15 protein-coding genes and 1 pseudogene are annotated in these 18,564 nt (G+C 52.6%); 11 read left to right on the top strand and 5 right to left on the bottom strand.

The genetic code is table 11. The features are described from left to right. Positions 1-3 precede the first annotated feature (3 nt). The 4 genes from IRJ17_RS00505 (at position 4) to IRJ17_RS00490 (ending at position 3,699) form a co-directional block, all read left to right on the top strand. On the top strand, positions 4-1,113 hold the full coding sequence (locus IRJ17_RS00505; protein WP_242772707.1) for a mandelate racemase/muconate lactonizing enzyme family protein: 1,110 nt from the start codon (positions 4-6) through the stop codon (positions 1,111-1,113). Positions 1,114-1,153: 40 nt separating this feature from the next. Continuing rightward, on the top strand, positions 1,154-1,627 hold the full coding sequence (locus IRJ17_RS00500; RefSeq protein WP_242772705.1) for a GNAT family N-acetyltransferase: 474 nt from the start codon (positions 1,154-1,156) through the stop codon (positions 1,625-1,627). 17 nt (positions 1,628-1,644) lie between these two features. Next, positions 1,645-2,742 (top strand): C45 family autoproteolytic acyltransferase/hydrolase, encoded by a 1,098-nt coding sequence (locus IRJ17_RS00495; protein ID WP_242772703.1) that lies wholly within the window; start codon positions 1,645-1,647, stop codon positions 2,740-2,742. 150 nt (positions 2,743-2,892) lie between these two features. Continuing rightward, on the top strand, positions 2,893-3,699 hold the full coding sequence (locus IRJ17_RS00490) for a leucine-rich repeat domain-containing protein (protein ID WP_242772701.1): 807 nt from the start codon (positions 2,893-2,895) through the stop codon (positions 3,697-3,699). Positions 3,700-3,769: 70 nt separating this feature from the next. Here IRJ17_RS00490 and IRJ17_RS00485 read toward each other — a convergent pair whose 3' ends face one another. Next, complete coding sequence (locus IRJ17_RS00485) at positions 3,770-5,068, bottom strand: MFS transporter (RefSeq protein ID WP_173597170.1); 1,299 nt, start codon at positions 5,066-5,068, stop codon at positions 3,770-3,772. Then, positions 5,065-5,688, bottom strand: a complete 624-nt coding sequence (locus tag IRJ17_RS00480; protein ID WP_173597169.1) for a TetR/AcrR family transcriptional regulator — start codon at positions 5,686-5,688, stop codon at positions 5,065-5,067. Before IRJ17_RS00480 ends, IRJ17_RS00485 begins: the two co-directional genes overlap by 4 nt. Before the next feature lie 332 nt (positions 5,689-6,020). On the opposite strand from IRJ17_RS00480, the pseudogene IRJ17_RS00475 reads away from it, so the two are divergent. From IRJ17_RS00475 to IRJ17_RS00455, 5 genes and pseudogenes are all read left to right on the top strand, one after another. Then, positions 6,021-6,212, top strand: a pseudogene (locus IRJ17_RS00475) (response regulator transcription factor); the annotation flags it as partial. A gap of 14 nt (positions 6,213-6,226) precedes the next feature. Further along, the gene (locus IRJ17_RS00470) at positions 6,227-7,342 is read left to right on the top strand and encodes a sensor histidine kinase (RefSeq protein ID WP_173597168.1); all 1,116 of its coding nucleotides are present in this window, start codon (positions 6,227-6,229) and stop codon (positions 7,340-7,342) included. A 115-nt stretch (positions 7,343-7,457) separates the two neighbouring features. After that, positions 7,458-8,396 carry an ABC transporter ATP-binding protein gene (locus tag IRJ17_RS00465; RefSeq protein WP_122966340.1) on the top strand — a complete coding sequence of 313 codons (939 nt, stop codon included), beginning with the start codon at positions 7,458-7,460 and terminating at the stop codon, positions 8,394-8,396. 17 nt (positions 8,397-8,413) lie between these two features. Continuing rightward, positions 8,414-9,541 (top strand): ABC transporter permease, encoded by a 1,128-nt coding sequence (locus tag IRJ17_RS00460; RefSeq protein WP_173598703.1) that lies wholly within the window; start codon positions 8,414-8,416, stop codon positions 9,539-9,541. Between the two features lies 1 nt (position 9,542). Then, complete coding sequence (locus IRJ17_RS00455) at positions 9,543-10,691, top strand: ABC transporter permease (protein WP_173598702.1); 1,149 nt, start codon at positions 9,543-9,545, stop codon at positions 10,689-10,691. Positions 10,692-10,756: 65 nt separating this feature from the next. On the opposite strand, the gene IRJ17_RS00450 is transcribed toward IRJ17_RS00455, so the two are convergent. Beyond that, on the bottom strand, positions 10,757-11,884 hold the full coding sequence (locus tag IRJ17_RS00450; RefSeq protein ID WP_242772699.1) for an NAD(P)/FAD-dependent oxidoreductase: 1,128 nt from the start codon (positions 11,882-11,884) through the stop codon (positions 10,757-10,759). A 194-nt stretch (positions 11,885-12,078) separates the two neighbouring features. On the opposite strand from IRJ17_RS00450, the gene IRJ17_RS00445 reads away from it, so the two are divergent. Both IRJ17_RS00445 and IRJ17_RS00440 read left to right on the top strand, forming a co-directional pair. Further along, positions 12,079-12,720: a prepilin peptidase gene (locus IRJ17_RS00445; RefSeq protein ID WP_242772697.1), complete on the top strand. Its 642-nt coding sequence runs from the start codon at positions 12,079-12,081 to the stop codon at positions 12,718-12,720. 46 nt (positions 12,721-12,766) lie between these two features. Then, on the top strand, positions 12,767-15,919 hold the full coding sequence (locus IRJ17_RS00440; RefSeq protein ID WP_423751972.1) for a hybrid sensor histidine kinase/response regulator: 3,153 nt from the start codon (positions 12,767-12,769) through the stop codon (positions 15,917-15,919). A 161-nt stretch (positions 15,920-16,080) separates the two neighbouring features. Here the strand turns inward: IRJ17_RS00440 and IRJ17_RS00435 are convergent, their stop codons facing one another. Beyond that, the gene (locus IRJ17_RS00435) at positions 16,081-17,835 is read right to left on the bottom strand and encodes a DUF4179 domain-containing protein (protein ID WP_242772692.1); all 1,755 of its coding nucleotides are present in this window, start codon (positions 17,833-17,835) and stop codon (positions 16,081-16,083) included. After that, entirely contained in the window at positions 17,832-18,389 is a 558-nt protein-coding gene (locus IRJ17_RS00430) for an RNA polymerase sigma factor (RefSeq protein WP_122966333.1), read from the bottom strand. The genes IRJ17_RS00435 and IRJ17_RS00430 overlap by 4 nt, the downstream gene beginning before the upstream one ends. Positions 18,390-18,564: the final 175 nt, after the last annotated feature.

The raw sequence follows: 18,564 nt of genomic DNA, 5'->3' as shown, positions 1-18,564 counted from the left end.
AACATGAAAATTACGTCTGTCCATATACATGCCATTACGTTGCCGCTGGTGCGCCCGTTTATTGTGGCGTACGCTTCTTACAACGAGATGCCTTCCATTATTGTAAAAGTAGAGACTGATCAAGGCTTGGTCGGCTATGGCGAATCGGTGCCGGATCAGCACGTGACGGGGGAGACATGGGAAAGCACGTACGCCATGCTCGTTCACAGCCTGGCTCCGGCGATCATCGGAGAAAATCCGTTTGCTCTGGAACGCATTCACCATTTGCTCGATCAATGCGTGTACAAAGCGCCAGCAGCGAAAGCAGCGATTGACCTGGCGTGCTATGACTTGATGGGAAAAGCGACAGGTCAGCCTGTTTATCAGTTGCTCGGGGGCAAGTACCACAGCGTGCTCACTCTTCCGTACGTGCTCAGCATTTTGCAGCCTGAAACGATGGCGGCAGAAGCGAAGCAGGCTGTGGCGGATGGCTTTGATTCGATCAAAATAAAAGTAGGCTCCGACTTGGCGACGGACATCGAGCGCATTCGTGCCGTTCGTGAAGCCGTCGGTCCTGATATAAGGCTGCGGGTAGACGCCAATCAGGGATGGGAAAATCGGACGAATACATTGACGGCTCTCAAGCAAGTAGAAGATTGCCGGATTGACTGGATGGAGCAGCCTGTCGTCGCCCATGACCTGGACGCATTGTCGGACATTCGCAGACAGACATCCATCCCGATCATGGTCGACGAAGGATTGCTGGGAGCGAGCGAAATGCGCGAGGTGATCGCGAAAAAAGCAGCCGATAAAGTGAACATCAAGCTGATGAAGTGCGGCGGGATTTACCCAGCGGCCAAGCTGGTTCATCAGGCGGAGATGGCCGGGATGGAATGCCAAATCGGGTCGATGCCGGAATCGTCTATCGGGAGCGCGGCGGGGGCGCACCTGTCGATTGCGAAGAAAAATATTGTTTCCAATGAGCTGGCCGGACCGTTCATTTTTGCCAAAGACGTCGCTAACTTGACGTGCCAGGGAAATCAAATTTTGCTGTCCGACAAGCCAGGATTCGGGGTGGAGCTTGACGAAGCGGTATTGACACAATTGACAGTCCGCCAAGAAACGGTTTCCTAAAATCGCCCCTCATGTCCAGGGAAAAGGAGAGATCGGCGCTATGCATACAACAAGAGCGACAACGCTTGCGATTGTAGAGACATTGACAGAGCAGCAGCTGACCATGCTGAAGGAGCTGGAGCAGGAAGCGTTTGGCGTGCACGGAGCGATCGACGAATGGGTGCTGGTCCCACTGGCGAGACACGGCTGCCTCGTCCTGTTTCAGGAAGAAGGAGATGCGAAGCCTGTCGGTGTCTGCGAGCTGATGCGTGATTTTCGCAACCCGGATCATGTTTACATGTACGGATATTTGATTCGCTCGGATAAAAAAGGCTTGGGGTACGGCTTTGCTTTCCTGGAGCAAATACTGGATCGGCTGCGCAAGGATGGATTTGCCAAAGTGTGCCTGACGGTCAGCCCCGACAACAAAGGCGCGGTTGCGCTGTATCAAAAGGCGGGTTTTCAAATTGTGGAGACACGGATCGCCGAATATGGCAGCGGAAACGATCGCTACTATATGGAAAAGAGCTTGTAAAAGGGGGAGCACTGTCCATGAACAGATTTCCTGTCTTTCGGATCAGCGGTACGCCGCGCGAGCGCGGGCGGCAATTCGGCCAACTGGCGAGTGAGCAAATCAGGAACAACGTTCGGGCTTACGAGCGTACTTTTCGCGAGGGAGCCGCGATCCAATGGAAAGACGCGACAGCGTATGCGGCGCAGTTCATCCCCTGGATCGAGCAGTACGATCAGGAAATCATGGAGGAGATCAGGGGCATCAGCGAAGGGGCCGAGCTTGATTTGCTCGACGTGCTGGCGTTGAACGTGCGCAGCGAGATCATAACGAATCTGGGAGACACCTCGACCTCACACAAGGCGGACGGTTGTACGTGCATCGCGGCTGTTGCGCCAGCTACGCAGAACCGGGAGACGCTGCTCGGGCAAAACTGGGATTGGATCAACCTCGTGGGCGCCGGGCTTGTCGTGGTAGAGATCGAGCAGCCGCCGCGCCCAACCATTTTGATGATCACCGAAGCGGGAATAGTCGGGAAAATCGGCATGAACGCAGACGGGATCGGCGTGTGCCTGAATTTTTTGCGAACGAATGAAAAAGCGCTCGGAGTGCCGATCCACATCGTTTTGCGGGGCATTTTAAACAGCCGCACGCTGCCGCAGGCCATTCGCCAAGTGACAAGGCTGCCGCGAGGGACAGCAGCCAACTATTTGATCGCCCATCGGGAGGGCGAGACGGTCGGAGTCGAGACTGCCCCGGTTCGTTACGAGGTGTTTTATCCGCCAGACGGCCATATCGTCCACACCAATCATTTTGTCGGAGCGCGCATGCAGGCAGCGGATTGTGTCCGCATGGGGGCGGCTGACACGTATTTGCGGTTGGGCCGCGCCTCCAAGCTGCTGGCAGCCAGACAAGGAAGCATAGATGCCGACTGCTTCAAACATATTTTTCAAGATCACGCCGGAACCCCCGAAGGAATATGCCGTCACGGGGAAGTAACAACAAGCGAGTCAGACGAGATGGTAGATTGCACGCTATTTTCGATTGTGATGAATTTGACGGCGGGCACGATGGAATTGACGCCGGGCAAGCCCTGTGAAAACGTGTACGAAACATATGGATTTAGCCAAAACGAATAGGATGAAGCCAGCTCCACAGTCGTCGCACAGAGCGTTTGTTGCGGCGGCTGTTTTTTTCTCAAAAAGGAGTGAAGAAAACGGGGATGGCGACGTCAGACCGAGATTGATCTGCAAGGATTTCAAGCTCTCGATCTGGAGCCGCTTGCCAAATTGCCGAAGCTGAAAAAGGCATCATTCAGTGTTGTGGAGATTGCCGATGTCAGTCCACTCCAGCGTATTGAGGATTTGAGCATGCACTACGCGGAGGTAAAAAATATCGATTCACTCAAACAATTGAAGCAACTGCAAAAGCTGTTCATATACAGATATAGCGGAGCGACCGATGTCAGCCAACTGCTGGAACGCCTGCAAAACAGCACACGAATGAAGGAAATCCACGTAATTGACAACGAAGTGACGAACCTGCAGCCGCTTGGTCAGATGAAAAATCTGGAGGTGCTGCAACTCGTCATAGACAATCCGCTACATGATCAAACAGTAAAGCCGCTGGCAGGGCTGCGCAATTTGAAGGCGCTCATGCTATCCGCTCGTGAAAAGTCGCTCACCAGTCTGGAATTTTTGCGGCAGCAGAAAAAACTGGAGTACCTCATCGTCCGTCAGCAAAACATCAGCGACCTGGAGCCATTAAAAGAATTAACCCAATTGCGCTATCTCGACGTGGGCGAGAATAACCTTGCGGAGACGGCACCGCTGCAATCCATGACGAAGCTGATCTGGCTGAATCTGAAACAGAACCAAGTCAAAAACTTGGACGGATTGTTGCTCAATGTACAGAAAGGCGGCTTTGCCCCCAAAGGTTATATGTGCTTGTCGATGAATCCACTGCTGGAAAAAGCCAGTGCCAAAACGAAGCAGGAGCTGGCCACTTTGGCCAAAAAAGGCATCCAGGTGGAGATAGACGAGAGCGATAGTCCACAATTCGACGAAGTTTTGCCAGAGGAATTGTATTTTTGGTAGTCAGCCGTAAAAAGAAACGAGCCGGAAACCGCCTCAAGTGGGGGTCCGGCTTTTTGCGTTCGATTGTCTGCTATGCTTTTTCTTCTACCGTTCCCAGCTTCAGCTCCCGGATTTTTTGCACCCGCCCGATCACGATAGCGAGTACAAAAACCATCACACCGGAAAGCATGAACAAAAAGCCGATCCCTCTGCCTGCTCCTGTTCCGATGAGCTGTCCAACCGTGTCAGCAAGTGCGCCATTTTGCGCGAGAAGGGGAGAGAAAAAATGGTCGGCGAGAAAGCCTGCCGAACCGAAAGCGAGCAGCAAGCCTACTTGGGATATGGCTGACACCATCGACCAGACGCGCCCTTGCTTCTCATTGTCGATATTCGTTCGGATCAACACTTCCAGACTGGTGTTGACGAAAGGCAGCGTGGCGAAAAAGAGGAAGCCGAACACGACGATCGGAACGACTGCCGGAAACGTACCCATCAGTGCATAAAACAGCCCGGCAAGCGCCAGTGAAAAGGAAAGAATCTTCGGCTTGTTGTTGCCAAGTCCTTTCACCCCGATGAACAGACTGCTGGCGAGCATCCCGGACGCCGCCAAGGAAAGCGAGATTCCCAGCACTTTGGAGTCGGTCAGCGTCAGCATCATCGGACTGAACAGCGATTGCAGAAGCCCGATGTAAAAGCAAACGACAGACATGAGCAGGACGAGCAAAAACACGCCTTTTTGCGAGAGCAGATATCGGAACGACTCGGACAGCTCGCCGAAAAAATCGCGGCTTTCATCCGCGGGCTGTGGTTTGCTGCCCTTGTTCATGACCAGCAGCACCGCCACAACCGCCAGCAAAAACGTAAGCATATCGATCAGCAGCACGATCTGGATGTCAAAGAAGCCAAGCAAAAAGCCTGCGAGGATCGGCGACAGGAGATACTGCGCAGAACCTGCCAGTTGAATCAGGCCGCTCGCCTGCGAGTATTGCTCTTCCGAAACCATGTCCGTCACCGCCGCTTTATAGGCGGGCGTCTGGAGCGCAGTCGAGATCGAACTGATGCCGACGCCTGTGTATATATGCCACAGCTCCATTTGTCCGGTCCAGATGACAAACCAGATGAACAAGATGCCGACAATCGAGCCGATGTCACCGATGATCATCATCCGGGTGCGATCGAAGCGGTCTGCCAGCACCCCGCCAAAGGGCAAAAGCAGAAAGCTCGGCAAAAAGGAAAAGAGGATGACCAGCGAGAAGCTCGTGCTGGAATGAGTCGTCTGAAAGACGTAGACACCCAGGGCAAAAGCGGTCAGCCCGCTTCCGACCGCCGACAAAAACTGCCCGGACCAGACGACGAGAAATTGCCGAAATGCTTTGGTTTGGGCGCTCAAGTGGCACCTCCCAAAAAAGCAAACGCGCCCGGCTCGGCACCCAATGCTCGCTCAATGATCGTCTGCATGGCCCGGCTGCGCGCGAGCTGTTCTTCCCGATCCCAGCCGAAAATATTCGATTCCAGGAGAAACTGCGAGCCTGCGAGCAAAAACTGGATCGTTTCCAGAGGGGCTGCTACATCAAACACGGACTCCTTGTTGCCCTGTTCAATGACCTGCGCGAAGACAGGGGCGATTTTTTGCACGATCGCCACATTCAGCCGCTCGTGCAGTTCTCTGTTTTCCGGACGATGCAAGCTGTCCATCCATTCCTGTTCGTGCTGCGCGATCCGGCTTTGCCCCCGCAGCATCTGCCGCAGCTTTTCCAGAGCAGTCTGCTTTGGATCGTCTGCCAGTGTCTGATATGCGGCAGCGAGACGATCGACCATTCCTTGGACGAAAGCTTCCAAAATCTCTTCTTTCGACTTGAAGTAGTAGTAGAACGTTCCTTTCGCTACGCCAGCTTTCAGGATGATTGCGTTCACAGTTGTATGGACATAGCCTTGCTGCCGAAAAAGCTCTCCGGCTGCTTCGAGTATCTCGGTGCGACGAGTAACGGGGTCTTTGACGATGCGTCTCATGATTTCCTCCTTTTGGAAAACGGACGGTAGTTGGTTGTAAATTACCATATGACTGACCGTCAGTCTATAAGTAATTGTTTTTTTCGTTCGAACCGTCGTACATTTCCAATGCATGGCATCTGCATTTACTTTTTTTGTTATAATAGTTTTGCTAAAAATGCGGCTTCATCCAATCATACAGACGCCGAAATCGGCAGCCAGTGCGGTGAGGGGCTTAAAGGACAGGGGGCAGCCCACGATGAAGATCAAGGTGTTGATCGCGGACGACAACTCTTTTATACGAGAAGGCATGAAAATCATTTTGGCGAGCTTTTCCGATTTTGAAGTGGTGGGAACGGGAGCTGGGAGTCATCGAGCAGATTGCCAAGGGATTGTCGAACAAGGCAAGCGCCAAAAAGCTGTTCATTTCGGAAGGGACAGTCGCGAATTACATTACTTCCATCCTGAATAAAACAGGCCTGGAGCACAGGACACAGATCGCCATTTACTATCTGACAGGCGAGACGAGAATGTCTGGAGAATAGGAGAAGATTCATCGATGGATCGTTGGACGATTGGAAATAAGGCAACGGTGCTTGGCTATATCATGATCGCTTCGTTTCTCGCCCATCTTGCTTCCGAAGTGAACCCGTGGCGCATCCTGATCTATTTGCTGTACGTTGCGCTCAACATTTCCTTGCTGATTTTCAAAAAGCCGCAGTTCAAGCGCTTGCTGTCCGCTTTGTCCCTGGTGCTCGTGGCGGCAGGTGCGGTTTTTTGGGAGCCTTTACTCTGGCTGCTTTTGCCGATGAACATATGTGAACTGCTTCCTTCGTCAACCGTTGGCAAGGGATTGGGCATTGTCCTGATCGGAGCAGGCGGATTTTTGCTCCCGCTGGAACTGGTTCCTGTATACCTTTTAAGCGGCTTGCTCAGCTATTTGTTGTTCACATGCAGCAGCATGCTGTCGGAAAAAATTCGTTCCCTGGAGGGCGAGCGGGAGCGGCTGCGGGCGGATTTGCAGCGGCTGTCGCGTTCATTGAGCGAAAACAACGAATACATCAGGCAATCCGAATATACGATCAAGCTGGAGGAGCGCAATCGTCTTTCCCAGCAAATTCACGACGATGTCGGACATGCGGTGGCTGGCGCTTTGATCCAGATGGGGGCGGCGCGCATGATGCTTGCTACCGACCAGGAAAAGGCCAATGAGCTGTTGGGCAATGCGATTGCGATTTCCAAAGAAGGGCTGGAGCGCATCAGGCTGACGCTCAAGGAAGTGAAGCCGAGGCCGGAGGAGCTTGGGATCAATCGGCTCAGACTGTTCGTGGACGAACTGTCGGCAAAAGGAACGGTGGCAGCTACGCTCACGTTTGAAGGAGATATTGACGCTGTCACTCCGATTCAGTGGAAAATCATCCAGCAAAACGCGACCGAGGCTGTAACCAACTCGCTCAAATACGCCAAAGCGACAGCCATCTCCATCGAGGTGCGGGTGCTGAACAAGTTCATCAAGGCTGTTGTCGAGGACAACGGAGTCGGCACGGCAAAGGTCGTCAAGGGACTGGGCATCTTGGGGATGGAGGAGCGGGCCGCTTCTGCGGGAGGCACGGTCATCGTTGACGGGACGAAAGGCTTTCGCGTCACGACCCTTTTGCCGCACAGAAACGAATGATGTTTCTCATGAAAACAAGTGAAAAATCTCACGGCGAGGGGATGAACTTATGCACTGACATAGGGGCATCCTCTTTGATTAAAATACAGGCATAACCACGAAGGGACTGAGTCGGATGAGCCATGTACTCGAAATCCGCAACTTGACCAAAAAATTCGGCGATTTTATCGCTGTGGACAATATGACATTGAACATCGGCGAAGGAGAGATTTTTGGCTTTTTGGGGGCGAATGGAGCGGGCAAAAGCACGACGATCAACATGATTGCGTCCTTGTTGCGGCCGACAAAAGGAGAAATCGTTCTGCTCGGCAAAAACATCGTGAAGGACAGCAAGTTCGCCAAAATGAATACGGGCATCGTACCCCAGGAGTTGGCGATTTACGAAGACATGACCGCGTATGAAAACGTCAGCTTTTTTGCCGGCTTGTACGGTCTGCGGGGAGCGATGCTGCGGGAGCGGACGGAAGAAGCGCTCGCGTTCGTCGGATTGGGCGACAAGCACCAGAGCTTCCCGAAAAACTTTTCCGGCGGGATGAAGCGGCGGCTCAACATCGCTTGTGCCATCGCTCACCTTCCCAAGCTGATCATTATGGATGAGCCGACAGTCGGGATCGATCCGCAGTCGCGCAACTACATTTTACAGTCGGTTCGCAAGCTCAACGAGATGGGCTGCACGATCATTTACACGAGTCACTACATGGAAGAAGTCGAAGAGATTTGTACCCGCATTGCCATCGTGGATCACGGCAAAATCATTGCGGAAGGCACAAAAGAGCAACTGACATCGATCATTACAGACACGAAAGAAATCTGGATTGGCTTTCGCGCGGATGGAGCGATCTCCATCGAATCGCTGCAAGGAATCGCTGGGGTCACTGCCGTGCGCCAGGAAGAAAACACGCTCAAGATCGTGTCGAAGTCGGAAGTCAACAATTTGAACCGGATTATCCAGCAGTTGATTAAAGACCAGGTAGAGATTCGCTCTGTCGAAGAGCAAGCCCCTAATCTGGAATCGGTGTTTCTGACATTGACAGGCAGAAACTTGCGGGACTAGAGAAAGGGAGATGCCAGATGGCTATTTGGAGAATTGCGTTAAAAGAGATTCTTTCCAGCGTGAGAAATCGGCAAACGTTTCTCTTCATGCTCGCCCTGCCGATCATCCTGATGCTGATTTTGGGTGCGGGCTTGTCCAATGCTTTTTCGTCAAAGCATTCGGTCGGGGAGGTTCGCCTGCTGTACAAAGCGACTTTTTCGGAAAACGACATGTCTGCGTACTGGGACAGCTTTACGAAAGCGATCGGAAAAGAAGGGGTGGAAGTCGTCCCGATCAGGCCGGGGATGGATTGGCGCCAGGAAGTCAGCTCCGGGCGCTATACGGCTTATGCGACGATTGACAAGGACGGCATTGCGTTTTTCGGCAGCAGCAAAAATACAGTGGAAAGCGGCATTTTGCAAGGGATGCTGGTCGCCTTTGCCGATCGTTATGCACTCGGCACGGCCGCCTTTCAGGCGAGTCCGGGTGTCGGCACAAACATCTTGAAACATGCAGCGGAAAGCAAAGATTTTATTCAGGAAACAACGCTTGTAGCAGACAGAAAACCAGGCTCCATCGATTACTACGCCGTGTCGATGACAACGATGATCGCCCTGTTCTCGATCATTTCCGCCAACTATTTGTTCGGTGCGGAACGGGCGCGGAAGACGGCAATCCGCCTGATGGCAGCGCCGATCAGCAAGGGAGAAATTCTGGTTGGCAAAATGATCGGCAATGTGTTCATCAATACACTCTGTGTGCTGGTCGTCGTGCTGTTTAGCAAATTTGTCTATCATGCTTACTGGGGCAATCATTTTTGGCTGGTTCTGCTTGCTTTGTTGACAGAGGTACTCTTGGCGGTGAGCCTGGGACTTGGCATCGGGTTTCTGCTGACCAAACAGGAAGGCTCGTACATGGTAGTGATGATTTTCTTGCAGTGCGCTTCGTTTTTTGGCGGCGCGTATTTTCCGATTGAGAACACGGAGGGCATCTTGACGCTTCTGACCAACTTGTCTCCTTTGCGTTGGATCAATACGGCTTTGTTGGAGCTGATCTACATGGACAATATCGTCGCCGTCTGGAAAGTGATCGGACTGAATCTTGGAATCGCAGCTGTGTTTCTGGTCTTGACGGTCATCTCCATTCGCAGACGGGAGGCATTTTAACATGGATGAAATGGTGTGGCTCATTCGCAAAACGCTGAAAGATACGTTCCGCAAGAAAAAGAACTGGTTCTTGTACTTTGGTCTGCCGATTGTCGGGATTTTGATCTCGCTGTTTTTTTACAGCAATGCAAGTACAGGAACGATCCGGGCCGGGGTAGTCAATCAAGATGGCAGTCAGGTGGTCACGAGCGGAGTCATCCGTTACTTGGAGGGGCTTGGTCAAGTTCAGGTAACTCCATTGGATGAGGAGACGCTGCGTGCACGCATCGCTTCGGGCGATCTGGACTGCGGCATCATTTTCGAGCAAGGCTTTGCGGATCGTGTGAAGGCAGGCGAGCCAGGGCACATCCGCATCGTTTCCGTCAAAGGCGAGTCGGTCACGGCATACATCAAAGCGATGCTGCAAAGCTATATTGGCAACGTGGCTGCGATCGGCAAGGAGACAAAAGGCGATGAAGCGGCTTTTGCCCGCATTTACGACAGCTACAGCCAACATCCTTTCAAGCTTAAAGCGACGGCGCAGCCTGACACCTCGAATGAGAAAATGATGTCGTACCAAACGATTGGCTACTTGATCACGTTCATGATGTTTTCTGCGGCCAACTTGTCCGAGATCATCCTCAAGGAAAAAGAGAACCGGACGTTCTTGCGCTTGCTTTCCTCGCCGATGTCAGCGAGAGCGTACGTGCTGTCCAATGTCGTCGTCAGTTTGCTGCTGATCTTTTTGCAGATTGTTGTCACGCTGGTGGCGATGAAGCTGATTTTTCATATCGATGCGGGGATGCCGACCTTCCCGTTGATTGTTGTCCTGCTGCTGTTTGCTCTCACGGCAATCGGGCTTGCGCTGACGATTGTCGCATTTGCCAAAAGCACATCGGCAGCAGGAGCCATGCGCAATATGATCATTACCCCGAGCTGCCTGCTCGCAGGTTGTTATTTCCCGGTGAACATCATGCCTGAGACCGTGCGCAAAATATCGAGCTTTTTGCCGCAGCATTGGCTTTTGGACAGCATCGATCAGCTACAGCAAGGCCAGAGCTTGGGAAGCTTGTATGTGAATTTGCTCATTCTCGGAGGATTTGCCCTTGTGTTTGCCCTGATCGCGGTTTATCGGTTCGGGAAAAACAATGACAGCAGGCAGTTTGTATAAAGCTGAGCGGTATGAAATGAAGCGAGGTCTTATCCCTTTACAGGATAAGACCTCGTTGCTGTTAGCTAGGATTGTGCCGCAATGGCACCTGACACGTCGTAATGCTCTAACGGTATGTCCACTTCCAGACCGAGAGCGAGCTTCGCCATCTGATAGCCGATATAAGGACCCATCGTCAGGCCGGATGCGCCGAGGCCGTTGGCAACAAAAATGCCTTCCCAGCCGGGCAGCGGGCCGATGACAGGCAGAAACCCTGGCGTGAACGGACGGAATCCCACTCTCGCTTCGACGAATGTACTGTTGGCAAGCTCGGGAGCGATGTCCAGTGCTTTGGCAAAAACTTCGTGCAAGCCGCCTGGCGTAAGGCGTGTATCGAAGCTTGGCACATCGTTCTCGTGTGTGGCGCCGATCACCATTTTATGTTCATCGAATGCCAGCAAATATTGGTCGTTTGGAGGGATGACAACAGGCCAGTTGTCTGTCTGCCTGTCCGCGTATTCCAGATGAACAATTTGCCCTTTTTGGAAGGTGACCTGGAAGTTTACGCCCAGCGGCTGCAAAATGTGATTGGCCCACGCTCCGGCGCAGATCACGACAGAGTCGGCTGTGATGCTCTCCGTTCCAGCCTTTACCCCTGCGATCCGGTTCCCGTCGTAAACGAGTTCAGCGCTTTCGTATAAAAGGGACGCTCCGTGTTTTTGCGCGGCGCGCAGCAAAGCATCCCGCAAGGCGCGGCCATCCACGCGAGCGGCTCCTGTGACATGGACAGAAGCATAGCTTTCGTCCAGGGGCGGGAACAGCGCTTTTGTGTCGTCAGCTGAAAGCGTGGAGACATCCCCCAGCTCCGGTGCATCATCTTTGCGCGTGAGTGCCCGTTTTTCCAAAGTCAGCAGCTTGTCTTTGTCTGTATGGATGCTGAGCGCTCCCACCCGGGCATACCCGGTGTTCGTTTCTCCGCTTTGTTCCAGCTCGGCAATCAGCGAGGGATAGAAACGCGCCCCCTCCTTGGCCAACCTGTACCAGGCTTGATTGCGTCTTTGCGACAGCCACGGGCAAATGATCCCGGCTGCGGCATCGGTCGCCTGTCCTTTATCTTTTCGATCGACAATCATTACTTCTGCGCCTCTTTTTGCCAACTGATACGCCGTCGAAGCGCCAACAATTCCGGCACCTACAACAATGATTTTTCGCATGGTTCGCATCCTTTTTCATGAAGGGTGTACAGTGCATTTCCTTTCTTACTATAAACCACGGGAGAAAGAAAAGGTATCACCGCTATCAGCTTGCGCATGGAAGAGAGGGGAGCGAGCGGCTTTTTTGTCTCAACTTGCAAAGCTAAAATGAGGGAAATGATTCCGGATTCTGTGGAGTGAGGTGATGAGATGAGATGTTTGCAATCTTGCTTGCGCTTGGCTTGGGCTGGAGCGGTCTGCTGATTGGTTCTGCTTGCATAGCGCTCGGGATGCGGGCAGTTGGCATGCGTGACCAAAAAGATCGCGAGCGATTCAAGAGAGGGGCTTGGTTTATGAAAGCAGTGACAGGGCTGTGTTTTCCCCTTACGTACTGGAAATACGGCTGGACAGGGGAATTGCTGCTCGGCCTATCGCTTGTTTCTTTCCTCGTGCTCGTCACGGTGGCAGACTTGGCTGACCGCCGCATTCCCAATGGCGTGCTGCTTCCTTTTTGCCTGTCCGTTCTTTTGCTGCGCGGCTTGTTTCCTTATCAGGGCAGCGATTTTAGCGCTCAGCTGATCGGAGCGGCAGGCGTGTTTCTGCTGTTGTTGCTGATCGCAGTCGTGACGGATGGCGCAATCGGAGGAGGAGACGTCAAGCTGTACGGGGTGATCGGCCTGTTTCTTCCGCCGGATTTGCTTGTGTGGGCGATGATCTACTCGTCTGTTTCGGGGGGATTGTACGGTTTGGCGCTGCTCATAGCCGGGCGGGCGAGCTGTCAGTCAAAGCTGCCTTTTGCACCGTGGATCGCTTTTGGGACGCTTGTCGCCTATTTTTCGGGGGAGCGGTTTGCGTAGGCGGATAAAGGGATAAACATGTTGATGTCGAAAATATGCAACTATGATGAAACGACATAGCCGAACCATACCTCATTACGCAGCAGCGCCTCTCTGGAAGTATGCAATCATCCTGACTTTTTTTCTTGCGCTGCTTTTGGGACTGCGCTGGATGTGGTACTCGCTCAATGCAGACCCAAAGCATCCTGATGTAGAGCAAGGTGTCCTGGACATGCGTGGATGGGACTTTGAGCGTTCTCCTTCCATTTCGTTAAAAGGGCAGTGGGAGTTTTACCCGAATGCTTTTCTGAGCCAAAAAGATTTGAAGCAAGTGCCGGAAAGGGAGCGGCAATACGTTCAAGTACCCGGTGACTGGAGCAGCGCTTTTCCGAATGCTGCTGATTCGTACGGCTATGGAACGTATCGGCTGCGGATTTTGGTCGATCAGCAGTTGGAGCAACCGTATACGTTCTGGATTCAGGAAATCGAGGCAGCTTCCCGTATTGAGATTAACGGAGAGCATATCGGTGGACTTGGCGTGCCTGCAACAACAGCAGAGACGACCAAGCCGTGGAAGGCTTCCTACACAGCCACGTATACGGCAGGAGACGCCAAGGTCATTGAACTGCTGATCCAGAGCGCCAATTTTCAGCGGCCGCACAACGGAGGAATCATCAAAGACATTTACTTCGGCTCGCAGGCGGCGGTTGATACGGAACGGTGGTATTCGATTGGCCTGCAAATGGCGACCTTTTTGATTTTGCTGCTGCACGGGTTGTACGCGGGTATCCTGTTTGTCTTCAAGCCGCGCCAAAAGGAATTTTTATTCTTCTTACTATTGTTGTTTTGCGTCGCGATCAAGACAGTGATTGACTACGACAATCTGATGCTGCTCTGGTTCCCGATTCCGTACGCGTGGGCGCTCAAAATCGAACTGCTGTCTTACATCTGGCAGCCTTTGCTCATGATCTTGCTGGTGAGAAGACTGTCCAATGCGGGAGGAGAGACAACCTCCAGACTGTTCCGGGTTTACCTGTTCTTGCTCAGCCTGTACTCGCTGTTCCTTTTGCTGGCATCGTCCGAGTGGGTGTACCTTTCTTCCAAGCTGCTTTCCTTGTATTATTTAGGGCCGCTGCTGCTTTTTGCTTTTATCATTGTCCGCATGCTGATGCGCAGTCAGCAGGATGCGATGTTTTTGCTCATCGCCGCTGTCAGTGTGTATTCCAACGTGATTTGGGGCGTGTTGCAGCAGTATCAGCTGATCGACATGAAAAACGTCTATTATCCTGTTGACCTGATCGCCGCTCTCGTCAGCTTCTCGGCGTACTGGTTCAGAGGGTATTTCCGCCATGCCGAAGAGCGGGCGATGCTGACCGAGCAATTGAAGAAAGCCGACAAGCAAAAAGACCAGTTTCTCGCGCATACATCTCACGAGCTGCGAACGCCTTTGCACGGCATCATGAATATTGCGGAGACGGTCGTCATGAGCGAAAGACACGTCATGGGCAGCCGCAGCACACAAGACATGGAGCTGCTCATCACGATCAGCCGCAGAATGTCCCACCTGCTGGACGATTTGCTGGATGTTGTCCGCTTGCAGGACAAGCATATTGTGCTGGACAAAAAGCCGCTGCGCATTCAGGCGGTCACTTCCGGTGTGATCAGCATGCTTGCCTATATGGCCGAGGGCAGGCCGATCCAGTTGCAGATGGAAGTTCCCGATTCGACGCCGCCGATTCTTGCAGATGAAAAGCGTCTCGTGCAAATCTTGTTCAACCTGATTCACAACGCTTTGAAGTTTACGGAACAAGGAGCGATCACCGTTTTTGCCGAGGCAGTAGGCAATCAGGTGGAAATTCGCGTGTCTGACACGGGAATCGGAATGGATGAGGAGACGCAGGCGCGAATATTCAAGCCGTATGAGCAAGGCAGCCAAAGAGTGAACAACGGCGGAGGAATTGGCCTGGGGCTTGCCATCTGCGCACAGCTGGTAGAATTGCACGACAGCAAGCTGTATGTGCATTCCGAGCCGGGCAAAGGCTCGCATTTCAGCTTTCTACTTCCGGTGGTGGCAGAGCCGGAAAGCATGGCAAGCGTGGAGAACAACCGGGAGCGGGAGCGTTCGGGCGAAAAGGCGTACCAGGTGCCTGTATTAACCAAGTCCGTGCGCAACGAGTTTCACCCTTCCTGGTCTTCCCTGCACACGGCGGCCTGTTCATTTGCCGAACGAGGTGCCAACATTTTGGCTGTGGATGACGATCCGGTCAATCTCAAAGTGCTGGAGCGAATTTTGTCGCCGTATCAGATTACGACGTGCACGTCAGCGAGAGACGCGCTTGATCTGCTTTTCGCCAAGCAGTGGGACTTGATTATTATGGATGTCATGATGCCGCACATGTCAGGCTATGAGCTGACACAAAAAATCCGGGAGCACTTCACGCTGTCTGAATTGCCGATCTTGCTTTTGACCGCGCGAAGCCAGCCGGAAGACATATACACCGGGTATTTGGCCGGGGCCAACGATTATATTTGCAAACCTGTCGACGGCATGGAGCTGAAATACCGGGTCTGGTCGCTGACGACGCTGAAACAAACCGTCGATGAGCGCTTGCGCATGGAGGCAGCGTATTTGCAGGCGCAAATCCACCCTCATTTTTTGTTTAACACACTCAGCTCCATCTTGGCTTTGAGTGACATCGATACAGAAAAGATGCGCAATCTTGGAGACGCGTTTACTTCGTTTTTGCGGATCAGCTTCGACTTCCTGAACACAGGCGAACGGGTGCCGCTCTCCCACGAGCTGGAACTGGTCGAGTCGTACTTGTACATCGAAAAGGAGCGGTTCGGCGAGCGCTTGTCCATCGAGTGGGAGGTCGACTCTGGCTGCGAAACCGTGCTCATCCCGCCGCTCACCATCCAGCCGTTGGTCGAAAACGCCGTCAACCACGGCCTTTTGAGCCAGATCGAGGGCGGAACCTTGCGGATACGAATTGTGCGGCAGGAAGACGCTACCCGGTTTGAAGTGCAGGACGACGGTGTCGGAATGAACAAGGAAATCGTGGAGCGAATCCTGGACCTCGCCACGAAGGAAAAAGGCGGAATCGGCGTGTCCAATACGCACCGCAGACTGACGCAAATGTACGGCAAAGGCTTGTCCATCCAAAGCAAGCCGGGGGAAGGGACGACGGTGTCGTTTGTGATCCGCGATCAAGTCAAATAGGCATAAAAAGAAGGCATTCTGCATCGCTTTTCATCGCAAATTTCTTTCAATCAAAAGACCGTAAGTGCCCGCAGCCACTTTCATGAACAACGCCGGGACACTTCCATAGAAAAAGGCTGACAGTCCGCTGAACTGCCAGCCTTTTTCGTATGAATGTTTACTTACTTACCATTCAAAATCCGCACTTGCCACTCAGCATCGTCATGTTTGACCATGCGCTTCGTCGAAGTAATGATCAGCTCTTTCGGAAGTGGTTCGCTGTCCTTCACCAGCATCGTTCCAGCAAAATGCGCCAGGCCGTTTACGAGTTCGGATTTGTCGGTGTAGAAGTCTGTGTCATGCTCTTTTCCGGTTTCATCTGTGATTGTCCAATACGCAGGAGCTGTTAAGAGCGGCGCGGTATTTTTGCCTAGCGTGATGTCATAGGCGATATGGTGCCCTTCTATTTTCGTTGTAGTGCCATCCGGGTTTACCTTGTATGCGCCATCGTCGTATCCTTCCACATCAACGGCTCGATCAGGGTCCTTCACAAATTTTTTGAAGGTGAAGCGGTCTTCGTGATCCGCGGCGAGCACAGGCTGTTGTTCGAGTTGTCCCAGGTCGATTTTGACGCGAAAATCAGTCGGTTCCTCCGTGTAGACGGAGCCTAGCTTGAAAGACAGCTTCGTTTTGGGATCGATTGGCTGGAAGTAGTGGAAGTTTCGGTAACCCCCCTCAATCGACTGGAACGGGACGTCTGACATGGAACGAATGTCGTTTTGTGACTGGTTCACTCTCGCGGTAAACATCTGGGGATCGCGAGCGGCAATAACAGTGCCGCGATCATCCACAAGCTCGTAGCTGTAGCTGGCCGATTTGTCGGTGTTTGCGCTCCGGTCAATGACCAGCTCGATCCCTGTTGGGGCAAACGTCATCTCTTGCAACGTAAAAGTAATTCCTTGCGGCGTCGTGTAGCTTTTGTGAATCGCCTGTGAGCGCGTCGCCGCTTTTGCCTTTTGCATATTCACGGGAATGGACAGCTTCCAGTTTCCTTTTGTCACGTCCATTTGCTGGATGGAGAACTCGACAACAAGTTCGTCAGGAATCTTGCTTGCATCCGGGAAATACGTTTTCAGCTCGCGCTCCAGGAAAAGTTGTCCAGCCATGTTTCGCTGGCTTTTCCACTCGTCGTTCGGGTTTTCCCAGCGTCCTGCCTCAGCGAAATCGGCAGGCTGCAAAATGTTTCCTTGTTTGTCTTTCAACGTCACGACGGGTTTTTTTGCTCCTTGCTGATACATATCCTGCCAGAATACTTCCAGCGGTTTTCCCGCTTGATCGGTGATGGAGGCTGCCAGTTGAATGCGAAGCGGGTCTGCGATTACCTCTTGAACGGCAAACGTGATTCCTTGATCAGTCACTTGTGCCTGCGGGAATTGCGTGAATCCGTTTTGGACTGCCTGGCGTATTCCGTCGTCGCCAAATTGACCCAGGATGGTTTTGGAGACAGCAGGCGCAGGAGCTTGATTGTTTAGCGGCTTGCTTGCAAAGGCAGCATTGACATAGCTGGAAAAAGTAGGAGAAACGAGCATTCCTCCTGAAACGACAAGCGCTAATGCCGCAGCGGCAATGGATACATTTTTCATGACGGTCATACTCCTTTTTTTCTGGCGAGCGGGTGTAGCTGCACGGGCATCGGCAGTGCGGCTTAAAATGCTCACAGGATGCGGCGAGAGTGACTGGATGACTTTTTGCTCCAGGTCCGCACTGATTGTTTCAGCCCATGGTTCATTCGCTTGGGCGAGACAGTCGATGTACGCTTCAAGCTGTTGCTGGCAGCGGGGGCAATGATCGAGATGCTGCTCCCACTTTTGTCTGTCGGTTTGCGCTAAACGGTCGTCCAGATAAGCTTCCAGTTCTTGCGGCGAAAGGCAATTCACAGCGGGGCACCCCCTTTTTTCTCCTGCTTTTCAAGCTGTTCCCGCAGCTTTTTGCGGGCGTAGGACAAGCGCATTCGTACGGCATCTGGCGATAACGACAGCTTGCTGCCAATTTCCTTGTAGCTGAGGTGCTGGAGATAGTGCAAATCAAGGATCGTCCTGTATGACTGATCCAGTCTCTTCAGTTGCTGCCATAAAGTGTGGCGTTCTTCTTTTGCCAAATACTCTTCCAGCGGGACAGGGCATTCGTCCTGTAGCTCCATGTTCATTTCCGTTACGGCAGGCGTGCGCTTTCGTTTGCGCAACTCGTCAATTCCCCGGTTGATGGCAATCCGGTACAACCAGGCCGGGAACGAGTGGCCCGGGCGATAGTCGGGCAAGCTGTAGTACGCCTTGATAAATACTTCCTGGACAATATCTTCAACTTCAAGGGAAGGGCTCAAGTTTCGCCGGAGTATCGATGCGATTTTTCCTTTGTATTTGTTGACGATCAGAGCATAAGCTTCTTTATTGCCTGCAAGAACCTCCGCAATGACCTCCCGATCGTCCTGCATGATGCAATCCTCCTTGCAAAAAAGGTGCTGCGCAGCACTCGGCAAAACGTTCATGACCGTTTTGCTTGCTTACATTACTATAGACGATCAGCAGCAGTGCCCCCTCTCAAACTTTTTTTGAAAAAGAAAAAAGAGGATGCCTTTTCCGTGAAAAAGACATCCCCGATTTGCAGGC

The sequence above is a fragment of the Brevibacillus parabrevis genome (assembly GCF_022701015.1).
Taxonomy (GTDB): Bacteria; Bacillota; Bacilli; order Brevibacillales; family Brevibacillaceae; genus Brevibacillus; species Brevibacillus parabrevis.
The sequence above is the reverse complement of the archived record's forward strand: the minus strand, read 5'-3'. Positions and strand labels throughout refer to the sequence as shown.